This is a genomic window from Synechococcus sp. Nb3U1, from assembly GCF_021533835.1.
Taxonomy (GTDB): Bacteria; Cyanobacteriota; Cyanobacteriia; order Thermostichales; family Thermostichaceae; genus Thermostichus.
In genome coordinates, this window is record NZ_JAKFYQ010000002.1 from 145,091 (window position 1) to 164,108 (window position 19,018).

Annotated in this window: 13 protein-coding genes; 9 read left to right on the forward strand and 4 right to left on the reverse strand. The window is 57.0% G+C overall.

Features of this window, described 5'->3' with window-relative positions:
• Positions 1-47 precede the first annotated feature (47 nt).
• Entirely contained in the window at positions 48-3,689 is a 3,642-nt protein-coding gene (locus L1047_RS11190; RefSeq protein ID WP_235279063.1) for a serine/threonine-protein kinase, read from the forward strand.
• A gap of 135 nt (positions 3,690-3,824) precedes the next feature.
• Positions 3,825-5,219, forward strand: coding sequence for a malic enzyme-like NAD(P)-binding protein (locus tag L1047_RS11195; RefSeq protein ID WP_235279064.1), 1,395 nt, complete (start codon positions 3,825-3,827; stop codon positions 5,217-5,219).
• A gap of 65 nt (positions 5,220-5,284) precedes the next feature.
• On the opposite strand, the gene L1047_RS11200 is transcribed toward L1047_RS11195, so the two are convergent.
• Positions 5,285-6,340, reverse strand: a complete 1,056-nt coding sequence (locus tag L1047_RS11200) for an ABC transporter ATP-binding protein (RefSeq protein WP_268836561.1) — start codon at positions 6,338-6,340, stop codon at positions 5,285-5,287.
• A complete protein-coding gene (locus L1047_RS11205; protein WP_235279065.1) occupies positions 6,333-7,376 on the reverse strand; it encodes an ABC transporter ATP-binding protein in 1,044 nt (347 codons plus the stop codon). Before L1047_RS11205 ends, L1047_RS11200 begins: the two co-directional genes overlap by 8 nt.
• Positions 7,377-7,989: 613 nt before the next feature.
• On the opposite strand from L1047_RS11205, the gene L1047_RS11210 reads away from it, so the two are divergent.
• The 4 genes from L1047_RS11210 to L1047_RS11225 all read left to right on the forward strand — a co-directional run bounded on the left by L1047_RS11210 (position 7,990) and on the right by L1047_RS11225 (position 12,663).
• A complete protein-coding gene (locus L1047_RS11210) occupies positions 7,990-9,717 on the forward strand; it encodes a peptide ABC transporter substrate-binding protein (RefSeq protein WP_235279066.1) in 1,728 nt (575 codons plus the stop codon).
• A 226-nt stretch (positions 9,718-9,943) separates the two neighbouring features.
• Positions 9,944-10,906 (forward strand): ABC transporter permease, encoded by a 963-nt coding sequence (locus tag L1047_RS11215; RefSeq protein ID WP_235279067.1) that lies wholly within the window; start codon positions 9,944-9,946, stop codon positions 10,904-10,906.
• Between the two features lie 41 nt (positions 10,907-10,947).
• Positions 10,948-11,877, forward strand: coding sequence for an ABC transporter permease (locus L1047_RS11220; protein ID WP_235279068.1), 930 nt, complete (start codon positions 10,948-10,950; stop codon positions 11,875-11,877).
• 69 nt (positions 11,878-11,946) lie between these two features.
• Entirely contained in the window at positions 11,947-12,663 is a 717-nt protein-coding gene (locus tag L1047_RS11225; RefSeq protein ID WP_235279069.1) for a DUF1614 domain-containing protein, read from the forward strand.
• A gap of 2 nt (positions 12,664-12,665) precedes the next feature.
• Here the strand turns inward: L1047_RS11225 and L1047_RS11230 are convergent, their stop codons facing one another.
• Positions 12,666-14,768: a caspase family protein gene (locus L1047_RS11230; protein WP_235279070.1), complete on the reverse strand. Its 2,103-nt coding sequence runs from the start codon at positions 14,766-14,768 to the stop codon at positions 12,666-12,668.
• Between the two features lie 325 nt (positions 14,769-15,093).
• Positions 15,094-15,984 (reverse strand): CPBP family intramembrane glutamic endopeptidase, encoded by an 891-nt coding sequence (locus L1047_RS11235; RefSeq protein WP_235279071.1) that lies wholly within the window; start codon positions 15,982-15,984, stop codon positions 15,094-15,096.
• A 273-nt stretch (positions 15,985-16,257) separates the two neighbouring features.
• Here L1047_RS11235 and L1047_RS11240 point away from each other — a divergent pair, with 273 nt between their 5' ends.
• From L1047_RS11240 to L1047_RS11250, 3 genes are read left to right on the forward strand one after another with little or no spacing between them, the layout of a single operon-like run.
• Positions 16,258-17,298: an ABC transporter substrate-binding protein gene (locus L1047_RS11240; protein WP_235279072.1), complete on the forward strand. Its 1,041-nt coding sequence runs from the start codon at positions 16,258-16,260 to the stop codon at positions 17,296-17,298.
• Complete coding sequence (locus L1047_RS11245; protein WP_235279073.1) at positions 17,285-18,094, forward strand: ABC transporter ATP-binding protein; 810 nt, start codon at positions 17,285-17,287, stop codon at positions 18,092-18,094. The genes L1047_RS11240 and L1047_RS11245 overlap by 14 nt, the downstream gene beginning before the upstream one ends.
• Entirely contained in the window at positions 18,087-18,959 is an 873-nt protein-coding gene (locus L1047_RS11250) for an ABC transporter permease (protein WP_235279074.1), read from the forward strand. The genes L1047_RS11245 and L1047_RS11250 overlap by 8 nt, the downstream gene beginning before the upstream one ends.
• Positions 18,960-19,018 lie beyond the last annotated feature (59 nt).

Below are 19,018 nucleotides of genomic sequence, written 5' to 3' on the forward strand. Positions count from 1 at the left end.
AGACTGTGGCAGAATCGAGCCAGCTTGCATCAGCGTTGGCTGCAGCTATGGACGATAGGATCAAGGCGGGAACAATTTTGAAGGGACGCTACCGCATTCTCAATCCCTTGGGAGAGGGAGGATTCGGTGTTACTTACAAAGCAGTGGATCAAGACACCTTTAATACCCCCTGTGTCGTCAAGCGCCTGCGCCCTCTCTCGACGGATCCCTATACCTTAGCCACAGCTCGCAAATTATTTGAGCGAGAAGCCAAGGTTCTCAATCAGCTCAACCACTTTGATCGGGTGCCGCGCCTGCTGGCTCACTTCGAGCAGAATCAAGATTTTTATTTGGTACAGGAGTTTGTAGCGGGGCACGATCTCAGCCATGAGATGGTTGCGGGCAAGCCGTTTAGCGAGGCAGAAGTGCTGGAGCTGCTGCAAGATGTTTTGGAAATTTTGCGCCATGTCCATGCCCACCACATCGTGCACCGCGACATTAAACCGGCCAACCTGATGCGCCGCGATGCCGACGGCAAGTTGGTGTTGATCGACTTTGGGGCGGTGAAGGAAGTGGGGATGTTGGTGAGCCATGCCCCCGGCCAAACCCAGTTGGCAACGGTGATCGGCTCAGTTGGGTACATGTCGGCAGAACAGTTGAACGGCAAACCTCAACCCTGTAGCGATATTTACTCCGTTGGGGTGCTGGCCATTCAAGCGCTGACGGGGCGAACCCCCAACAAAATTCGCGATGACCCTCGCACCGGTCAGTTGCTCTGGCGGGATCTGGTGCAGGTGAGCAATGAGCTGGCGGATATTTTGGATCGTATGATTCGCCCCCGCTGGCAGGATCGCTTTCAGTCTGCTGGTGAGGTATTGGAGGCGTTGCGCCCTCTATTGCCCACCCACAACGAAACCACCATTCCCGATGTCGGGGTGGATCAGGTTCTGGTGACCCGCCTTTTGGCCCGTGGTCAGGATAAGGCCCGCCAAGGGGATCCGATGGGGGCGATTGCCGACTTTACTCTGGCGATTCAATTGGATCCCAAAGATAGCCGCGCCTACAGCCAACGGGGGAGCGCCCGCTACAAAGCTGGAGATCTGGCGGGAGCCATTGAAGACTATACCCAGGTAATCCAACTGGTGGGGGATGCCCGCGCCTACTTCAACCGGGGCATCGCCCGCTACCGCTTAGAGGACTATGAGGGATCCGTCGCCGACTATAGCCAAGCTCTCCGTCTTAACCCCCAATGGGCGGTGGCCTACTACAACCGTGGCAATGCCCACCGGCAACTGAATCAGCAACAGGAAGCCATTGACGATTATTCGCGGGCCATCGAGCTCAACCCGGAGGATACCCGTGCCTATTTCAACCGGGGGGTGGTGCGAGGCAACCTGGGAGATTCGCGAGGGGCCGCGGAAGATTTTTCAGAGGTTCTCAAACGGGATCCCCAGGATGTGGAAGCCTACTTCAACCGCGGGGTGGCGCGGGTCAACCTGTTGGATCTAGCAGGTGGCATCGAAGACTATACCCAAATGCTGCGGTTGGATCCCCAGCAGAGCAAAGCCTATTACCACCGTGGCTTGGCTCGTCAGGGTTTGGGGGATTGGGCAAGGGCGGTGGAGGATTTTTCGCAAGCGATTGAGCTGAGTGGCCAGAATCCCGACGCTCAAGCGCATCTATATCTGAATCGTGCCATCGCCCACATGGGCAGAAATGCCCTCGACTTGGTGCTCGCCGACTGCGGACGAGCCATCGACTTAAACCCGGAGTTATCGCGGGCCTATCTGTACCGAGGCTTGGCTCAGCAAGGGCTCGGGGATCCGGTTGCTGCTTTGCAAGACTTCAACCGGACTTTGGAGCTGGATCCGCAGGAGGCAAAAGCCTTTTTGAATCGGGGTATCGCTCACCTGGATCTGGGTCATATCGAGGCGGCTCTGGCGGATTTGGGTCAAGCGATTGCCCTGGATCCCGAAGATGCCAGCGCCTACAGCAGCCGTGGACGGGTACATTTGCTTCTGGGGGATCCGGTTGCTGCATTGCAAGACTACACTGCCGCCCTAGAACGGGATCCGGACAATCCGCAGCTTTTTCTGAACCGGGGCAATGCCCATTTTGACCACGAAAATTGGGGAGAGGCCTGTGCAGATTTTGAGCGGGCGCTGCAGTTGGCTGCCCAGCCGGGGATCCCGCATGGGCCAGAGCTGTGGGTGAATGCCTATTTGCGCCGGGGGATGGCGCGACAACGACAAGGGGACTGGCAGGGGGCAGTGGCGGATTTGGATCAAGCCTTGCAACGGGATCCGTATTTGGGACTGGCTTATGTGCATCGGGGCCAGGTACGAACCGCCCTGGGGGATGTACAGGGGGCAACGCAAGACTACAGCCGCGCTTTAGAGCTGGGGGTAGAGCTGACTCAGGCACAGATTTATCGGGATCTGGCACGAGCACGGATTCAGGCAGGGGATCTAGAGGCGGCTTTGCAGGATTTGAACCAAGCGTTGCGCTTGGAACCGAATCTGTGGGAACTTTACTCAGAACGGGCAGAGCTGCATCAGCAGTTGGGCCATTGGCAAGAGGCGATTGCCGATTACGACACGGTTTTGCAGCAAGACCCGCAGCACTGGGTTGCTTGGTTGGGCCGGGGCATCGCCCACTTGCAGGTGGGGAACTCAGCTTCGGGGATTCAGGATTTGAGCCAGGTTTTGCAGCGGGATCCCGACCATACCGAAGCCCTGTGGCAGCGGGGGCAAGCCTTGCAACAGTTGGGTCAGAAGGAAGCGGCCCTAGAGGATCTCAATCGTGCCCTAGAGCGGGATCCCCAGCACGCAACAGCAAGGATGGCCCGTGGCTCCTTATTTTTACAAATGGGACAATATCCCGAAGCAGAATCGGATTTTGACTCAGTGATTCAGGGGCAGCCGGAGCATCTGGAAGCGTACTTGAAACGGGGCCAGACCCGCCATCTTCGCCAAAACCCAGCCGGAGCGATTGCCGATCTGGATCGGGTGCTGGAGCTGGCCATTCAGGGGGGCGGTGGGGAACAGGATCCCTGGGTGACTGAGGCATTGCTGTATCGGGGGTTAGCTCGCCAACAGGTAGGAGATCTGTCTGGGGCTCTGACGGATTTCACGGCGGTGATCCAACGGCAGCCGGAGTCCTCTCAGGGGTTTGCTCTGCGGGCGACTGTGCAACAAGCTCTGGGAGAGGGGGCGGCAGCCTTCGAGGATTTGAACCAAGCCCTAAACTGCAATCGAGCTTGGGGTATGGCCAACGCCGCCCTCGCCTACCGCCAACGGGGGGATCTGCACCGTCAGGCCAACCAGTTCGATCTGGCCATTGCCGACTACACCCAGGCCCTAGCCCTAAATCCGCAAGATCCCCAAGCCTTGCTCAGCCGTGCCCTACTCTGGGATCGCCGTGGAGACAGTCGCCAAGCGATTGAGGACTACACCCAAGTGTTACCCCTGAATCTCAACGCCGAAGAGATGATCTGGGTGCTCAATAATCGGGGCTACGCCTATGCCCAAGTGGGCAATCTGCCTTCGGCAATCCGCGACTATACCCAGGTGCTCGAACGGGATCCCAACCAGGTCAAGGCCTACTTCAACCGCGCTCTGGCCCGGTCTGCCAGCGGGGATCTGGCGGGGGCCTGTCAGGATTTCCAAATGGGCCTGAAGTTGCAGGGATATCAGGGACGGATGGTGTAGGTTGCAGGTATGGTCTTTTCTGAGCCTTCTCTCTAGGCCAGTCCCCCAGCGGAGAGACTTCTGGGCGCTCCTGGGCTGGATCCCTTTTGGAGGTCGCCGCAACCGGATCCGGATTTTGGTCTACCATGGGGAGCTATGACGAAACTCACCCCCAGCTCCAGCTACAGCATTGCCCTCCGCATTCGCTTGCCCAACCAACCGGGAGCCCTAGCCCGGGTGACTCAGGCAATCGCCGATGTGGGAGGTAACCTCAGCCAGATCGATCTCATCCAGCAATCCCCTTCCGAGACGGTGCGGGAAATTTCCGTGGATGCGGCTAGCAGCGACCATGCCCAGCAAATTCGAGCTGCTGTCGGATCCCTGCCGAACGTGAAGGTAGAGCGGGTACTGGATCGCACCTTTGAGCTGCACCGTGGCGGCAAGTTGCGGGTGATGGGCAAAAGCCCGCTGGAAAGTGCTGCCGATTTGGCCATGGCCTACACACCGGGGGTGGGTCGGGTTTCCATGCAAATTGCCACGGATCCCGCCTCTGTGTACGAGTACACCATCAAGGGCAATACCGTCGGCATTGTTACCGATGGCAGCGCCGTGTTGGGGTTGGGGGATATTGGCCCGGAGGCCGCCCTGCCGGTGATGGAAGGAAAGGCGGCTCTGTTTAAGCGCTTTGCGGATATCGATGCCTTTCCACTGTGTTTGGCCACCCAGGATGTGGAGCAGATCGTCGAAACGGTGGTGCATCTGGCCCCTGGCTTTGGTGGCTTTAACTTGGAAGACATCAGTGCCCCCCGTTGCTTCGCGATTGAATCGAAGTTGAAGTCCCGCCTCACCCTACCGGTGTTTCATGATGACCAGCACGGGACTGCGATTGTGGTGTTGGCGGCGTTGCTTAATGCCTTGAAGGTGGCGAAAAAGCCTCTGGATCAGGTGCGCATCGTCTTGAACGGGGCGGGTGCAGCCGGTATTGCGGTAAGCCAACTGTTGCGCCGAGCCGGGGCCACTCAGATTGTCGTCTGTGATCGCCAAGGGATCATCAGCCGTTCCCGTGCCGATCTCACTCCAGAAAAAGCCAGTGTTGCCGTCGAGCAAAGCGGCTCCCTATTCGAAGCCCTAGTGGGGGCGGATGTGTTCATCGGGGTGAGCGTGGCCAATGCCCTGACAGTGGAGATGGTGGAAACCATGGCCTCCGCTCCAATCCTATTTGCTCTGGCTAACCCGGTGCCGGAGATCCAGCCGGAGTTGGTGAGCGATCAGGTGGCGGTGATGGCAACAGGGCGCAGCGATTACCCGAACCAAATCAACAATGTGCTCGCTTTCCCAGGGGTATTTCGTGGGGCTCTCGATTGCCGAGCCAAGCAGATCAACACCGAGATGTGCGTAGCCGCCTCCGAGGCGATTGCCGCTCTGATCCCTGTCGAAGACCTGGATCGCAACTGGATCATCCCCTCCGTATTCGATGGGCGGGTGGTGTCTGGGGTGGCAGCTGCCGTGGTGCGGGCGGCCCGACGGACGGGTGTCGCCGGGATCCTCTAGATTTGCTAGAGATCTGCTAGCTGGATCTGTTGCCTCCTGAACCTCTCCCTGCACTCCTTTCTCACTCATTTCACCAGATGACAGGCGACAAAATGCCCCCCACCCACATCCCGAAAGACTGGGGGCGGATCCTGTCGGCAGACCTCGGTCACCAAGGGGCAGCGGGTATGGAAGTTGCACCCCTTGGGCGGGTTGACGGGGCTGGGCACATCCCCTTTGAGAATGATCCGTTGCCGTTTGGCCTCCACCTCCGGGTCGGGAATGGGGACGGCCGAAAGCAGCGCCTGGGTATAGGGGTGCAGCGGGTTTTGATAGATCTCGTCTCGATCCGCCAGCTCTACCACTTTGCCCAAATACATCACCGCCACCCGGTCGGAAATATGACGCACCACGCTTAGATCATGGGCGATGAACAGATAAGTGAGGCCAAATTGCTCCTGTAGCGCCTCCAGCAAATTCACCACCTGTGCCTGAATCGATACATCCAAGGCGGAGATCGGCTCATCACAGACGATAAAATCCGGGTTCAAAGCTAAGGCGCGGGCGATCACAATCCGTTGTCGTTGCCCACCGGAAAACTCGTGGGGGTAGCGATTGATAAAACTGGGGTTGAGGCCGACCACGTCCAGCAGCTCTTTAACCCGCTCCTGCTGGGCTTTGCCTTTGGCCACGTTGAACACCGTCAGTGGCTCTCCCACAATTGCCCCCACCGTCTGACGTGGATTCAAAGAAGCATAGGGATCCTGAAATACCATCTGCATCCGGCGGCGCATCCGGCGCAGATCTTCGCCCTCCAATTGGGTAAGATCCGCATTCTCAAAATAGACATGCCCAGCGGTGGGTCGATACAGCTGCAAAATGGCTCGCCCGGTGGTGCTTTTGCCACAGCCCGATTCCCCCACCAAACCCAGGGTTTCCCCCCGCCGCACCTCAAAACTCACCCCATCCACTGCTTTTACGGATCCCACCTGTCGCTGCAGGATCAGCCCGCGCAGAATGGGAAAGTGCATTTTCAGGTTTTCGATGCGCAGCAGAGTGGTTTGACTGGGGTGAGGCGATGTAGGGCTGCTGGCATTGACCGAGGGTCCGCCCCCGCTGGGGAAAGAGATGGAGTTAGCCATTGGCTGCTCCCCCCAAAGATTGGCGCTCACCGTTGGCTAGGGTGGCCGTCAAGAGATGGTCTTTCCCCTCCGGTTTCACCCAGCAGGCTACCGCATGATCGGAGCCAACCGGCTCTAGTTCTGGATCTTCGCTCCAGCAGCGGTCGATGACAAAGCGACAACGAGCCGCAAAAGGGCACCCCTTCGGGTAATTCACCAAGTCGGGGGGCATCCCCTCGATCGGCTGCAGCTTCTCGTGGCGGCGCTCATCCAGGCGGGGAATACTCTGCAATAGGCCGATGGTGTAAGGGTGACGGGGGTTTTTGTAAAGCTGGTGCAGAGGGGCCTCTTCCATGATCTGACCGCCATACATGACCAAGATCCGATCGGCAATGCCCGCCAAAAAGGCCAGATCGTGGGTAATCCAAATGATCGCCATGCCGATCTCATCCCGCAGGGCTTTGATCAGCTCCACGATTTGCGCTTGGATCGTCACATCCAAAGCGGTGGTCGGCTCATCGGCAATCAGTAGCTTGGGGCGACAGGACAAGCCCATGGCGATCATCACCCGTTGCCGCATGCCTCCAGAAAACTGGTGGGGGTAGTTGTCCACCCGCTCTGCTGCCGCTGGGATCCCCACCATTTGCAACAGTTCGATAGCCCGCTGCCGTGCTTGATCGGCGCTCATGCCCAGGTGGAGTTGCAGGGATTCAGTAATCTGTCGGCTCACCCGCAGGACAGGGTTCAAGGAGGTCATCGGGTCTTGAAAGATCATGGCGATCTGGTTGCCCCGGATACGCCGCATTTCCGATTCTTTCAATTTGAGCAGGTCTTGGCCCGCAAACAGCACCTCACCGCCTGTAATTTTGCCCGGAGGCGTAGGGATCAAACCCATAACAGAGAGCATGCTGATACTTTTGCCGGAGCCCGATTCCCCGACAATGCCGAGGGTTTCCCCTTCATCAACATGAAAGCTGGGGCCATTGACGGCGTGTACCACCCCATCTTGGGTATAAAACCGTGTCTCTAACCGCCGTACTTCTAGTAATCGAGTCATGCCATCGGGATCCCTGCCACATAAAATTCTTTGTAAGCCGAGCAGACGAGAAAACACTAGCTAAGTCTGAATCATTTAGACCTAAACCAATTAAAGACCTCAGAAAAACTTCAGGAAGACCTCAATGGCAGCCGTGAGGCTGTTACCCCTCTGTCCGGACTGAGCTTCTACCGTTGCCCCTACCCTGAGGCAATCAACGGGGAAGACCGTACCACAGGCAAGGGATCTCAGCCGTATAGGCAGGCACACAATGTTGCTGTTGGCCGGATCCCGCCAGCCCAGATGGGCGTGGAAAATGTGCCCTTTTCAGTCGTTTGTAAATGTGAAAAACCTTAAGAGAACAGGGAGGCTTCACCGGGATCCCGCCTGAGAATTGTCATACTGTGTAACAAATCACAGAAAAAACGAGCCTAACTGCTACCGTATTTCGATGGGAATTTGAAGGGGTTGCTGGCTCAGGTGGGCATCCAACAAAGCTGACTTCAATATGGGCCTTAAGGTGGGAACTTTCCCTGGCCCTTTACCAGTCAAAGGCTGAGACCCTCTGGGGTGGTTCCGATGCCGTGGCGCAAATCCCCTGATTGAGTTGTCGCTTAACAAGAGGTAAGCATAGATGTCTTTTAAACGTCTGAAAATGCAGCTAGTCAAGCTGCGGCTTTTGTTGATCCCACTGTTTGTGGTGGGTGGTTTGCTCCTTCATCATTGGGTGCCAGCCCAAGCCCAAGCGGATGACACCTTGCGGTTGTTGTACTGGCAAGCCCCAACCCTATTGAATCCTCATCTCTCCACTGGCACCAAGGATTTTGAAGCTAGCCGCTTGGTTTACGAACCTCTGGCCAGCTTCGATGCTCGTGGCGAAATGGTGCCCTTTTTGGCTGCCGAAATTCCCAGCATCGAAAACGGCGATGTGGCAGAAGATTTGAGCTCGGTTACCTGGAAGCTCAAGAGCGGGGTGACTTGGGCAGATGGGGAACCCTTCACCGCCGATGATGTGGTCTTCACCTACGAGTACATTTCCAACCCAGAAGTCGGGGCAATTACGTCTGAGTACTATACCGACATCGCTTCGGTGGAGGCTTTGGATCCGACCACGGTGAAAATTACCTTCAAAGAGCCGACGGTGGCTTGGTTCGTGCCCTTTGTCGGCACCAACGGCATGATCATCCCCAAGCATATTTTTGAAACCTACAATGGCCCCAACTCCCGTGAAGCGCCAGCCAACCTGGCCCCGATCGGCACTGGGCCTTACATCACCGAGGATGTCAAACCGGGGGATGTGATCGTCTATGTGGCCAATGAAAATTTCCGTGAAGAAGGCAAACCGTTCTTTAAGCGGGTGGAACTGAAAGGTGGCGGCGATGCCACATCGGCAGCGCGGGCGGTGCTGCAAACGGGTGATGCCGACTATGCCTGGAACACCCAAGTGGAAGCAGCAGTGCTGACCCAGTTGGAAGCCACCGGCATTGGTCGGATTGTTCCCAAGCCCGGCCCCAACATGGAGCGGATCGTTGTCAATTTCTCTGATCCGAATGTGGAAAAAGACGGGCAGCGCTCCCACAAAGATGTACCGCATCCATTCCTGACAGACTTGAATGTGCGCAAAGCCCTGAGCTTGGCCATGGATCGGCAAACCATTGCCGATCAACTCTACGGTGTGGCCGGCACCCCCACCAACGACTATGTACTTTCTCCGGAGAACATTCGCGCCAATGCCCCCTGGGAATTCAATCTAGAAGAGGCAGCCAAGCTGTTGGATGAAGCCGGCTGGGTAGATAGCAACAACAACGGCATCCGCGACAAAGATGGCGTGGAAATGCGCATGGTCTTCCAAACCTCTGTCAACCCAGTGCGCCAAAAAACCCAGGAGATCATCAAGCAGGATCTGGGCAAAATCGGCATTGACCTAGAGCTGAAGAGTATTGATGCCAGCATCTTCTTCGACAGTGAGCCCAACAACCCCGATAACCTCGGCCACTTCTACGCTGACCTGCAGATGTACACCACCGGCAATGAAAACCCCGACCCAACAGGTTACATGCGCCGTTACCTCTGCGAGGAGATCGCCCAAAAGGAAAACAACTGGGCCAGCGCCAACGATTCTCGCTACTGCAACCCCGCCTACGAAGCGATGTTCGCTGAATTGGTGAGCATGACCGATCCGGATGAGCGGGATGAGCAGGTCAAGAAGATGAACAATTTCCTGACGGTGGAGGATGTGGCGGTGATCCCATTGATCGACCGATCCAGCCCTGCCACTGCGGCTAACAGCATCGAAGGGATTGATCTCACCCCTTGGGATCTCGAACCCTGGAATATCAAAGACTGGACTCGCAAGTCTTAAAAGTCTTGCTCTCAGGAGTTTGGCAAGCTGTGAGGGGATCCCGCCAAGGGATCCCCTCCATAGCCCCAAGGGATCCCTGGCCTCTGTTTTTTAGGTTTTGTTTTTTGCGAACCGGACGGATCCCATGGGAAACCCCAGATGTTTTTCTCTAACGGTTTGGCCCCATTGCCTGGACTATGATGACGGTGCTTTCGGCCCCAGCTGACCTGCCGGTTCTATAGAATCCATGACTCGCTACCTGATTAACCGCCTGTTCATCTCTATTCCCACCTTGTTGGCCATCAGCGTGGTAGTGTTTGCCATTCTCGCTTTGGCCCCCGGGGATCCGATGGCGGAATTTGCCACCAACCCAGCCATTACTGCCGAAGTGCGGGAGAACATTCGCCGTTCTTTGGGGTTGGATCAACCCATCTATATTCGCTATGTGAAATGGCTGTGGGCCTTTATGCGTGGGGATATGGGCTTTTCTTTTAATAGCCGCAGCCCGGTGGTGAACTTGATTTTGCAGCGGTTGCCCACCACCCTTTGGGTTGTCGGTACGGCTTACCTCTTGGCGGCCTTGCTGGCAGTGCCTTTGGGGGTGATCTCTGCCCTGAAGCGCTATACCTTTTTCGATCAGATGGTGACGACCCTGGCCTTCGTGGGGTTTTCTTTGCCCACCTTTTTTACCGGCATTTTGTTCATCATTATTTTCAGTGTGCAACTGCGCTGGTTCCCGTTTATCTACAACAGCACCCTGCGGGTGACGAACTGGGCCACGTTTATGGCTCAGGTGCGGCAGTCGATTATGCCGGTGATGGTTTTGGTGTTGTTTCAGGCGGCAGTGCTGATGCGCTTTGTGCGAGCCTCAATGCTAGAGCAAATGAACCGCGATTATGTGCGAACCGCTAGGGCTAAAGGCTTGCGGAACTTTGTGGTGGTGAACCGGCATATTTTGCGCAATGCCCTGATCCCAGTGGTGACGCTGGTGGCCTTGGATATTCCCACTGTGTTTACTGGGGCGTTGGTAACGGAACAAATTTTCCGGGTGCCGGGGATCGGTGCTTTGCTGGTGGACTCCATCTTTCGAGGCGATACACCCGTAGTGATGGCCATTACTTTCATCTACGCCATTTTGATTGTGATTTTCAATTTGGTGGCGGATATCCTCTACGGCATTTTGGATCCGCGGGTGCAGTATGCGCGCTAGGGATCCCACTGGTTTCCCCCTCAGCTTTCTAGAGTTTGCCTATGTCTGCTTCGATCCCTGCTTCTGCTCAAGCTGCTACACCAAAACGTCCACCGCGGACATTGTGGGGAGATGCCTGGCGACGCTTTCGGCGGGATAAGCTGGCCCTGTTCGGGGCCGCAACCCTGATTGTGATCGTTCTGGCCTGTGTATTCGGCCCGCTGGTCTATACTGCCTCCCACAGCCAGATTGACTTCTCCCGCTCACAGATGTCCCCCAGTTGGGTGCATCCTTTTGGCACCAATGATCTCGGGCAAGATGTCTTGGCGCGGGTGCTGCGGGGGGGGCGAGTGTCGCTGTCGGTGGGCATTACCTCGATGCTGGTGGCGATCTTTGTTGGAAGCTTGATCGGGGCGATCTCGGGGTTCTATGGGGGCTGGTTGGATGTAGCCCTGATGCGCTTCACGGATTTGTTCCTCTCCTTGCCGCAGTTGCCGGTGTTGTTGATGGTGATCTTTCTGTTTCGGGAGACCTTGCGGCGGTTGGCGGGGCCGGAAACGGGGATTTTCATGCTGATGGTACTGGTGATCGGCAGCTTGAATTGGATGTCGGTGGCGCGGCTGGTGCGAGCCAGTTTCTTGAGTGTGCGGGAGATGGATTTCGTCTTGGCCGGGCGGGCAATCGGGGCTCCCGCCCATCGGCTGATTTGGGTCCATATTTTCCCGAATGTGCTCAGCCCGGTGATCGTGGCAGCGACCTTGTCGGTGGGAACGGCGATCATCACCGAGTCCACCTTGAGCTTTTTGGGGTTGGGCTTTCCGCCGGATGTGCCCACTTGGGGGAGGCTCCTTTACGATGCCCGCGATTACCTGGAACAGTCTCCCCACATGGCTTTCTTCCCCGGTTTGATGATTTTCCTGACGGTGCTAAGTATCAACTTTGTCGGGGATGGACTGCGGGATGCGCTGGATCCGCAAATGCGGCCACGGTGACGAAGGGATCCTGACCTGATAGGTTGGAGGGGCTGAAAGGGCAAGGGGGTTCCGGAGTGGATCCCGGGTTTGTCATGGAACGACCAAAAGCCCGCCGCAGAAGGGATCCTGACCATGTTCTACCTACCCGTCTCGCTGCTATTATTCGTGGTGCTGTTGCTGCTGCTGCCCCTGATCTGGCTAGGATTGGCGGTGGATGTGGTGGCGCTGGCGGTGGCCAAGCTGGGGTTTTCGCGGGATGTAGCCTTGCTGTTGCTGCTGGCGGTGCTGGTGGGCAGCCCAATCAATATCCCTCTTTACCGGGTGGAGTGTGAGGTGACGGTGGTGGAGGATTTGGCCAGCCTGTGGATGCGGCAGTTCTGGGGGATCCCGTTGGTGAAAATGCCGCAGGAGACGGTAATTGCTTTGAATGTTGGGGGTGGGTTGATCCCGGTGGCTTTGGCGCTGTACCAGTTGGGCCGGGCCAATGTGGGGCTGATCCTGTCGGTAACAGCGCTAGTGACCTTGGTGAGCTACTTTGCTTCCCATGTGGTGCCAGGGATCGGCATTCAAATGAATCCCCTGATCGCCCCGGCTACAGCAGCCTTGGCGGCTTTTCTAATCGCAGGCGAACAGGCCCCAGCCGTTGCCTTTGCCGGTGGGGTTTTAGGCACGGTGCTCGGGGCGGATTTGCTGCACTTACCAGAGGTGCTGCGGCGCAATTGTTCCGGCATTCTCAGTATCGGTGGGGCAGGGGTCTTCGATGGTATCGCCCTTTGTGGTCTATTTGCCCTGCTATTGAGCTAGTGTTAAATCAACGTATAGGTGAGCGAGAGAGTAAGGGATTGGGCGGGATCCAGCAGGCGCAAGTCGGCATCACTGGAGCCAAAAGACTCAGAAGCACGGCTGGTCAGCTCCTCCATCAGCATTTGCGTCCATTCCAGCGGCCCATTGAGCAACATCGGCGAACGGGTTACTCCCAGTTTGCGGGCCATGCTTTTGAGAGCTTCCAGGCTGGTCTGCAGGGGGCGAGTGCTGGCTACAAACAACAATTCTGTTAGCCCCTGAGCGTTACAGGTCAACAAATCCGAACTACCTGGGGTGGTGCGCAACTCGTTGTCGGTTTCAGGCAAACGGGGCAAAACCAAGGTGCTTTGGGCTTCCAGGCGCAGCGGCAGGGTGAAGTTATCCTGCGGCATCGGGGCCAAGAGGTGCAGTTGCCCGGTCGGGTCTGTCATCAACACATAGCCGAACAGATCTTGCTCACCGTTGTTGCGCAGAGTGAGGCGCAAGGGATCCCCGCGCATGAAGCGTTGCATCCCCAGTTCAACGGGGGTGGAGGTCACCGCCTGGGTAAAGCGTGCCGCCAAAGAGGGAGATTTGTCCTTGGATCCCAACTCCGCCACAACCGCCAAGGGAGAACTGGCTGCATTGAGAGTGGTTCGTAACCGTTTTGCAGCCAGCAGATGAGCCAGACGCGGGGCCAACCGCTGCACGGCCACAGCAGCAGCTTCCCCCACCGGCCCACAGGAGTCTAAGACCAATTCTCGCCCAGGCCAGAAGAGGCTGTAGCTGTTTACCTCCAAGGGTTTGGGCAGAGTATCCGACTGAAAAGCCCTCGCCATTTCCGGGGTGATGCGGCCTAGGAGGCAATCGACCTGTCGTTCCCGCGGGTTGGCGGTTTCCATCCAGCTAAAGCTGGCGATGGCATTGGTGATATCTACTTTTTCGATGCGGCCGAGATTGTCTTCTAGACCAACCAGGAGCTTCAAAGTTTGGGAGAGGCCCCGCAACTGTTCCCGCAAAGGTGTGCCCACGGGGGGAAGCTGCCCCTCGGAACTAGAGAGCTGTGCCTGAGCTAACAAACCGTTCCGAGACCGAAGCACCAGCGGGGTCGGTGGATTAGCGACCTCCTGAGGAGCGTCTGTAGGGATAGGGGTTAACAGTGTGCCCGGTTGCAGACCGCACAACGCCGCAGGTGGGATCCCGCCCAACCACACCTGCGCCCGACTTCCCTTCACATCCTGAATCACCCCGCTCACCCCCGACTGGGCCAGATTGAGAAAATAGGGGGGGATGCGCCGAGCCGTTTCTTTGCCTTCTAGTGTGGGCCGTTGACAGGCGAACATCCCCAGTTCCCGCCGACTGGACACTTGATTGAAGGCCACTGCCAAACGAGTGGCGGGTGTGGTTTCCCAAAGGTACTGGGTGAGCAGATAGGTCAGCACCCCGGCATAGAATCCCGGCCAACTGGCCTCAGCGGCCAAATCCTGGGGTGTGGTGGCGGTGATTAGCAAGCCCTTGGGTGGGGTGGGCCAAACTCGCTGGGGCGCTGGAACGCTGCCGATAGATTGATCTACAGATTGATCTGAAGCGGGGGATCCGGATCCCTTCACAGCCGCTGCCGGACGAGCCCGCAGTTGCCAGTTACCGCGCACCGAGGGCGCTGTGTGGGTGAAGCCACAGTCGAGTAGAGTGGTGAGCTGAGCCGTGCCCAAACCCTCTAGTAGATGAAAGAAGCTCTCGAGAGGGATCGCTGGGATCCCAGTCGATCCTTCTGAACCGGACAGCAACAGCGCCGGTTGCCAGGGATTTTGGGATCCCGATAGCCACTGCCCATGACCGCTAAAATGCACCACGACGGTTTCGGCAGTACGGCTTTGGCCCCCTAGATGCTCGGCAAAAGCAGACTGGATACCGCTCCAAGTAGCGACTCCATCCGTCAGGGTCAGGATTTCTGGCGGGGCAAAGCCGAAGCGATGCAGAAGCAACTCCCGTTGCAATTCCACATCCGTCAGGCACCCCTGCAACAGGGATCCCTCGCCGGGGTAGCGGTTAATGCCGATCAATAGCGCCAGTTTGCGGGAGCTAGCCGCCAACGCTTGTCCATAGCGCCCAGACTGCCATGCCATCCAGCCTGGGGGCAGACCAAGACTGGCAGCAACCAGGATCAACTTTTGAAGAAAAGACCGCCTTTGCATGCTAACCTTCCGGCCCAGCGGCCACCCGACTGGAAGCTACGGCTGAGCTTTGTGTGGAATATCCGTTGCTGCCTAGTTTCAGGATATCCCCATCCACAAAGCTTTTTCGAGGGATCTCGTGACAGTTTTTAGCGTTTTCTTTGCATTCCTTACCAAAGCAGATTAGGATAGGGCTCGCAAAATCCCACTTGCTTTCCGATAAGGGATCCCACAGCGATTCTCGCCCCTCTGGCCACAGAGAAAACAGTAGAAATACTCATCGACTATTGAGAAAATAGGGCAGCCGAGCTCCGCGGTCCGGCCAATGAAAGCGGATAAAGGGCACCAAAACGAACCCAGCCAAAATTAGACAGAACAGGCTGTAGTACAGGTAAAAAATGCCAATTGGGTCACTTTGCTCAGCCCCCTCTCCCCCCAGGGATCCCAGCGTTAAAGCCAAGATATTATTCAAGACATGGGCCAGGATGGGCAAGCTCAAGGAGCGGGTTTGCAGATAAAACAAGCCCATCACCAAGCCAAACACCGTCAGCCCGATCGGGTTAGGATGCAGCAGCCCGAACAAAATAGAAGAAGCCAGTAAGCCCTTGGGGATCCCCCACTTGAGGCCCCAGCGGTGCAGTAAAATGCCGCGAAACAGCCATTCTTCTGTTACCGGCGCCACCACCACGATCGACAGCCAGCGCAACCCTTGATACACCAGTGGCCAAGCCGTTCCACTGGCATCTTCCCCCAGCGAATACAACATCGATTCCGCCAGCTCCGGTGAAGGCAGCGATACCAAATAGAGCATCAACAGGGTTGTGCCCATAGAGAGCATCACCAAAGCCAGCACCACCCGCAGCAGGGATCTCCAGGGAATCGGAGACCGCCAGTTCCCCCACAGTTGCCCCATCTGTAGATCAGCCTGTTGCCCCCGTTGCCAGCTCCAGACACAGATGAGGATGAACGTAGAGCAATAGACGAAGTAGGCCAGCAGTGGATCATCTGCTTCCAAATCCAATAGCCTGGCCATCAGCACCACCACCAAACCCGCCATCAGGTTGATCAGCAGAAAAGCCAACAATAGGTGGCGAGCTTTGAGGGCTTCAAACCGAGTTGAATCCTGAGCAGGCGGAAGAATGGGGGATCCAGACACAAAGACAGACATTGCAGCCTTCCCATTTTAGGAGGATCCCGAAAGGTGGCCATAGGTGGAATCCCGACCGTCTGCAGACCCATGGGGCACTTCTCCCACAACAGTCGGGCCCTGGAAGCCTGGGATGGGCTCCCCGTATAGGCAGCTACAACTTCCTGAAACCAGACCGACTAAGGTACAACCAGCCTTTTCTCACCCTATGGCTGCCCATTTTGCATCAGCGGGTGGCTCCATTTCCAGAATCCATATCCAAAACAATCCAAAACAGGTCAAAGGAGCGGGTAGATGTTGGAGAAAGTCACCCTTGCAGGTTGGCCCAGTAGCCGTCGGGCCTTCCTCCAACAGGCAGTTGGGTTTACGGTTGCCGGAGCCATGGGTTGGCAGTCCTGGCCAACAGCAGAAGCCCAAACCCTGCAAGCCGCCAATTTGCAACTGGCCTGGATTAAGAATGTGGAATTTGCTGGGCAGTGGGCAGCGCTGGAAAAGGGCTTTTTCAAAGAAGAAGGACTGGATATCAACATCCTGCCCGGTGGCGGCCAGATCGATCCGGCTACTGTCACCGCTAGTGGCACCGCAGATATTGGTATTACTGCTTCCGCAACCCAATTGGTGGCCGCCCGTTCTCGCGGCGTACCCCTGATCGCCTTTGGCTCCACCTACCAGAAGTCGCCGGGGTGCATGGTCTGTCGGGCCGATAGCGGCATCATGAGCCCAAAAGATTTCGCCGGCAAAAAAATTGGCCACCAACAAACGGCTCGTAGTGTGGTCAAAACTGTCCTGAAAATTAACGGGATCCCGGAAGATCAGGTGGAAATGATCGTGGTGTCCTTTGACCCTAGCCCGGTGATGCAGGGAGTGGTGGATCTCTACACCGCCTTCGCCACCAACCAGCCCCTGACCATGAAAGAGCAGGGCATCGAACCGCGGGTGTTCCTCTACTACGACATGGGCCTGCGCTTCGAGGCGGACACGTTCATCGCCACCGAAGCCACGCTAGAACGCAAACCCGAGGTGCTAGAAGCCTTTTTGCGCGCCTCCCTTAAGGGATGGGAATACACCCTGCAAAATCCGGATGAAGTGGCCCAATTTGTGGTGGAAAAATATGGCGAAGGGTTGAGTCTGACACAGCAGATCGCCCAAAACCGCGCCGGTTTGGAGCTAATGGTGTCGGAGCTAACCGAAGAAAAGGGCCTATTCTGGATGGATCCCGAGCGGTGGGAGCAAACCAATCAGGTGGCGGTGGAAACCGAAGTGATCGAAAGGCCCATCGATGTCAGCCAGCTGTTGGTCTTCGAGCTGCTGGAGAAGGTGCATGGCAACACTTGACCCCCTGACGCCACCCCGAACCACAGGGGATCCCCCTGCCGTTGAGCTGCAAAACGTTAGCATGACCTACCTTTCCGGTGGGCGGGCGGTCACCGCTTTACAGGATGTCAACTTGAGCGTGCGAGCCGGAGAATTTGTCTCCCTGATCGGGCCGAGTGGCTGTGGTAAGTCCACGATTTTGCGTTTGGTGGCCGATATCCTTAAACCCAGCAGCGGTCAGATTGGGGTGCATGGGCAAACCCCTACCGAAGCCCGTAAGCAGCACAGCTTCAGCTTCATGTTTCAGGATCCGGTGATGCTGCCCTGGCGGAATGTGCTGCACAATGTGCAACTGCCGCTGGAGGTGATGGGGGCAGCGGCGGCCCAATTGGTGGAAAAACCGCGCGCGCTGTTGAAGCTGGCGCATCTGACCGGGTTTGAAGACAAACAGCCCAAACATCTATCGGGGGGCATGCGGCAACGGGCAGCCTTGGCGCGGGCCTTATCTCTCAACCCACCTTTGTTGCTCATGGATGAACCCTTTGGAGCCCTGGATGAGATCACCCGCGACCGCATGAATTTGGAGCTGTTGCGCATTTGGCAGGAAACCACAGCGGCAGTTTTGTTTGTTACCCATTCGATTGAAGAGGCGGTGTTCCTCTCCGATCGGGTGGTGGTGCTCTCGCCGCGACCGGGACGCATCAAAACCATCATCAATATCGACTTGCCCCGACCCCGTGCCACCGATATGGCCACCCGAGCCCGCCACATTTACGACTACAGCTTGCAAGTGCGGGAGGCACTCTACTATGCCTGAGGAGCAATTGAATCGGGGTGCCGTTGGTGTAGCCGAGATGCCGGCCTCTGGGCCGCCCCCCGAGGAGGGATCCTCTACCCCTGCTGTGCGGCCTAACCTGTGGCGCAAGCTCTACAGCTACCGCAATGCCCTGCTGATCATCCTGGGTATTCTGTTGGCCTGGGAAGTGGGATCCCGTTGGCTACAGGTGCCCACCTACATCATGCCTAAGCCGAGCGAGATCGGGGTTGCCCTGATGCAGCATCGCGCCTTGCTCTGGCGCAACCTATGGGTGACGGCTTTAGAGGCCATTTTGGGCTTTCTGGCGGGTAATGGGGTGGCCATTTTGCTGGCGATTTTGTTTGTTCACTCCCGCACCCTTGAGCAGTCCTTGTTCCCCTTGGCTCTGACGATCCGCTCCATTCCCGTCGTTGCTTTGGCGCCGTTGTTTTTGCTCTGGTTTGGCAATGGCCTGTTGCCCAAAGTGATCATCGCCGCCTTGATCTGTTTTTTCCCGACACTGGTGAACATGACCCGTGGCCTCAACTCTGTAGATCGCTCCAGTCTGGAGTTGATGTATACGCTGGCGGCCTCTCCCTGGCAGGTGTTTACTAAGTTACGCTGGCCGGCAGCCTTGCCCTATTTGCTCTCGGCCCTGAAAATTTCCAGTGCCGCAGCGGTGATCGGCGCTTTGGTAGCAGAGTGGATTGGCTCCGATCGCGGCTTGGGTTATTTGGTGGTGATGAGCACTTTTGAGTTTCGCATTGAGCTGCTATGGGCCACGATTGCGGTTACCTCCGCCTTCGCCATGTTGCTGTTTCAGATGGTGAACCTGCTGGAGCGGGTGATGATCCCCTGGCATGATTCCTTCAACCCGATGGAGTGAGCGAATCCTGACCTTGCAGAGGCGCTTGCCTGAGTCAGCAAGTTAAGATGTGTTACGGG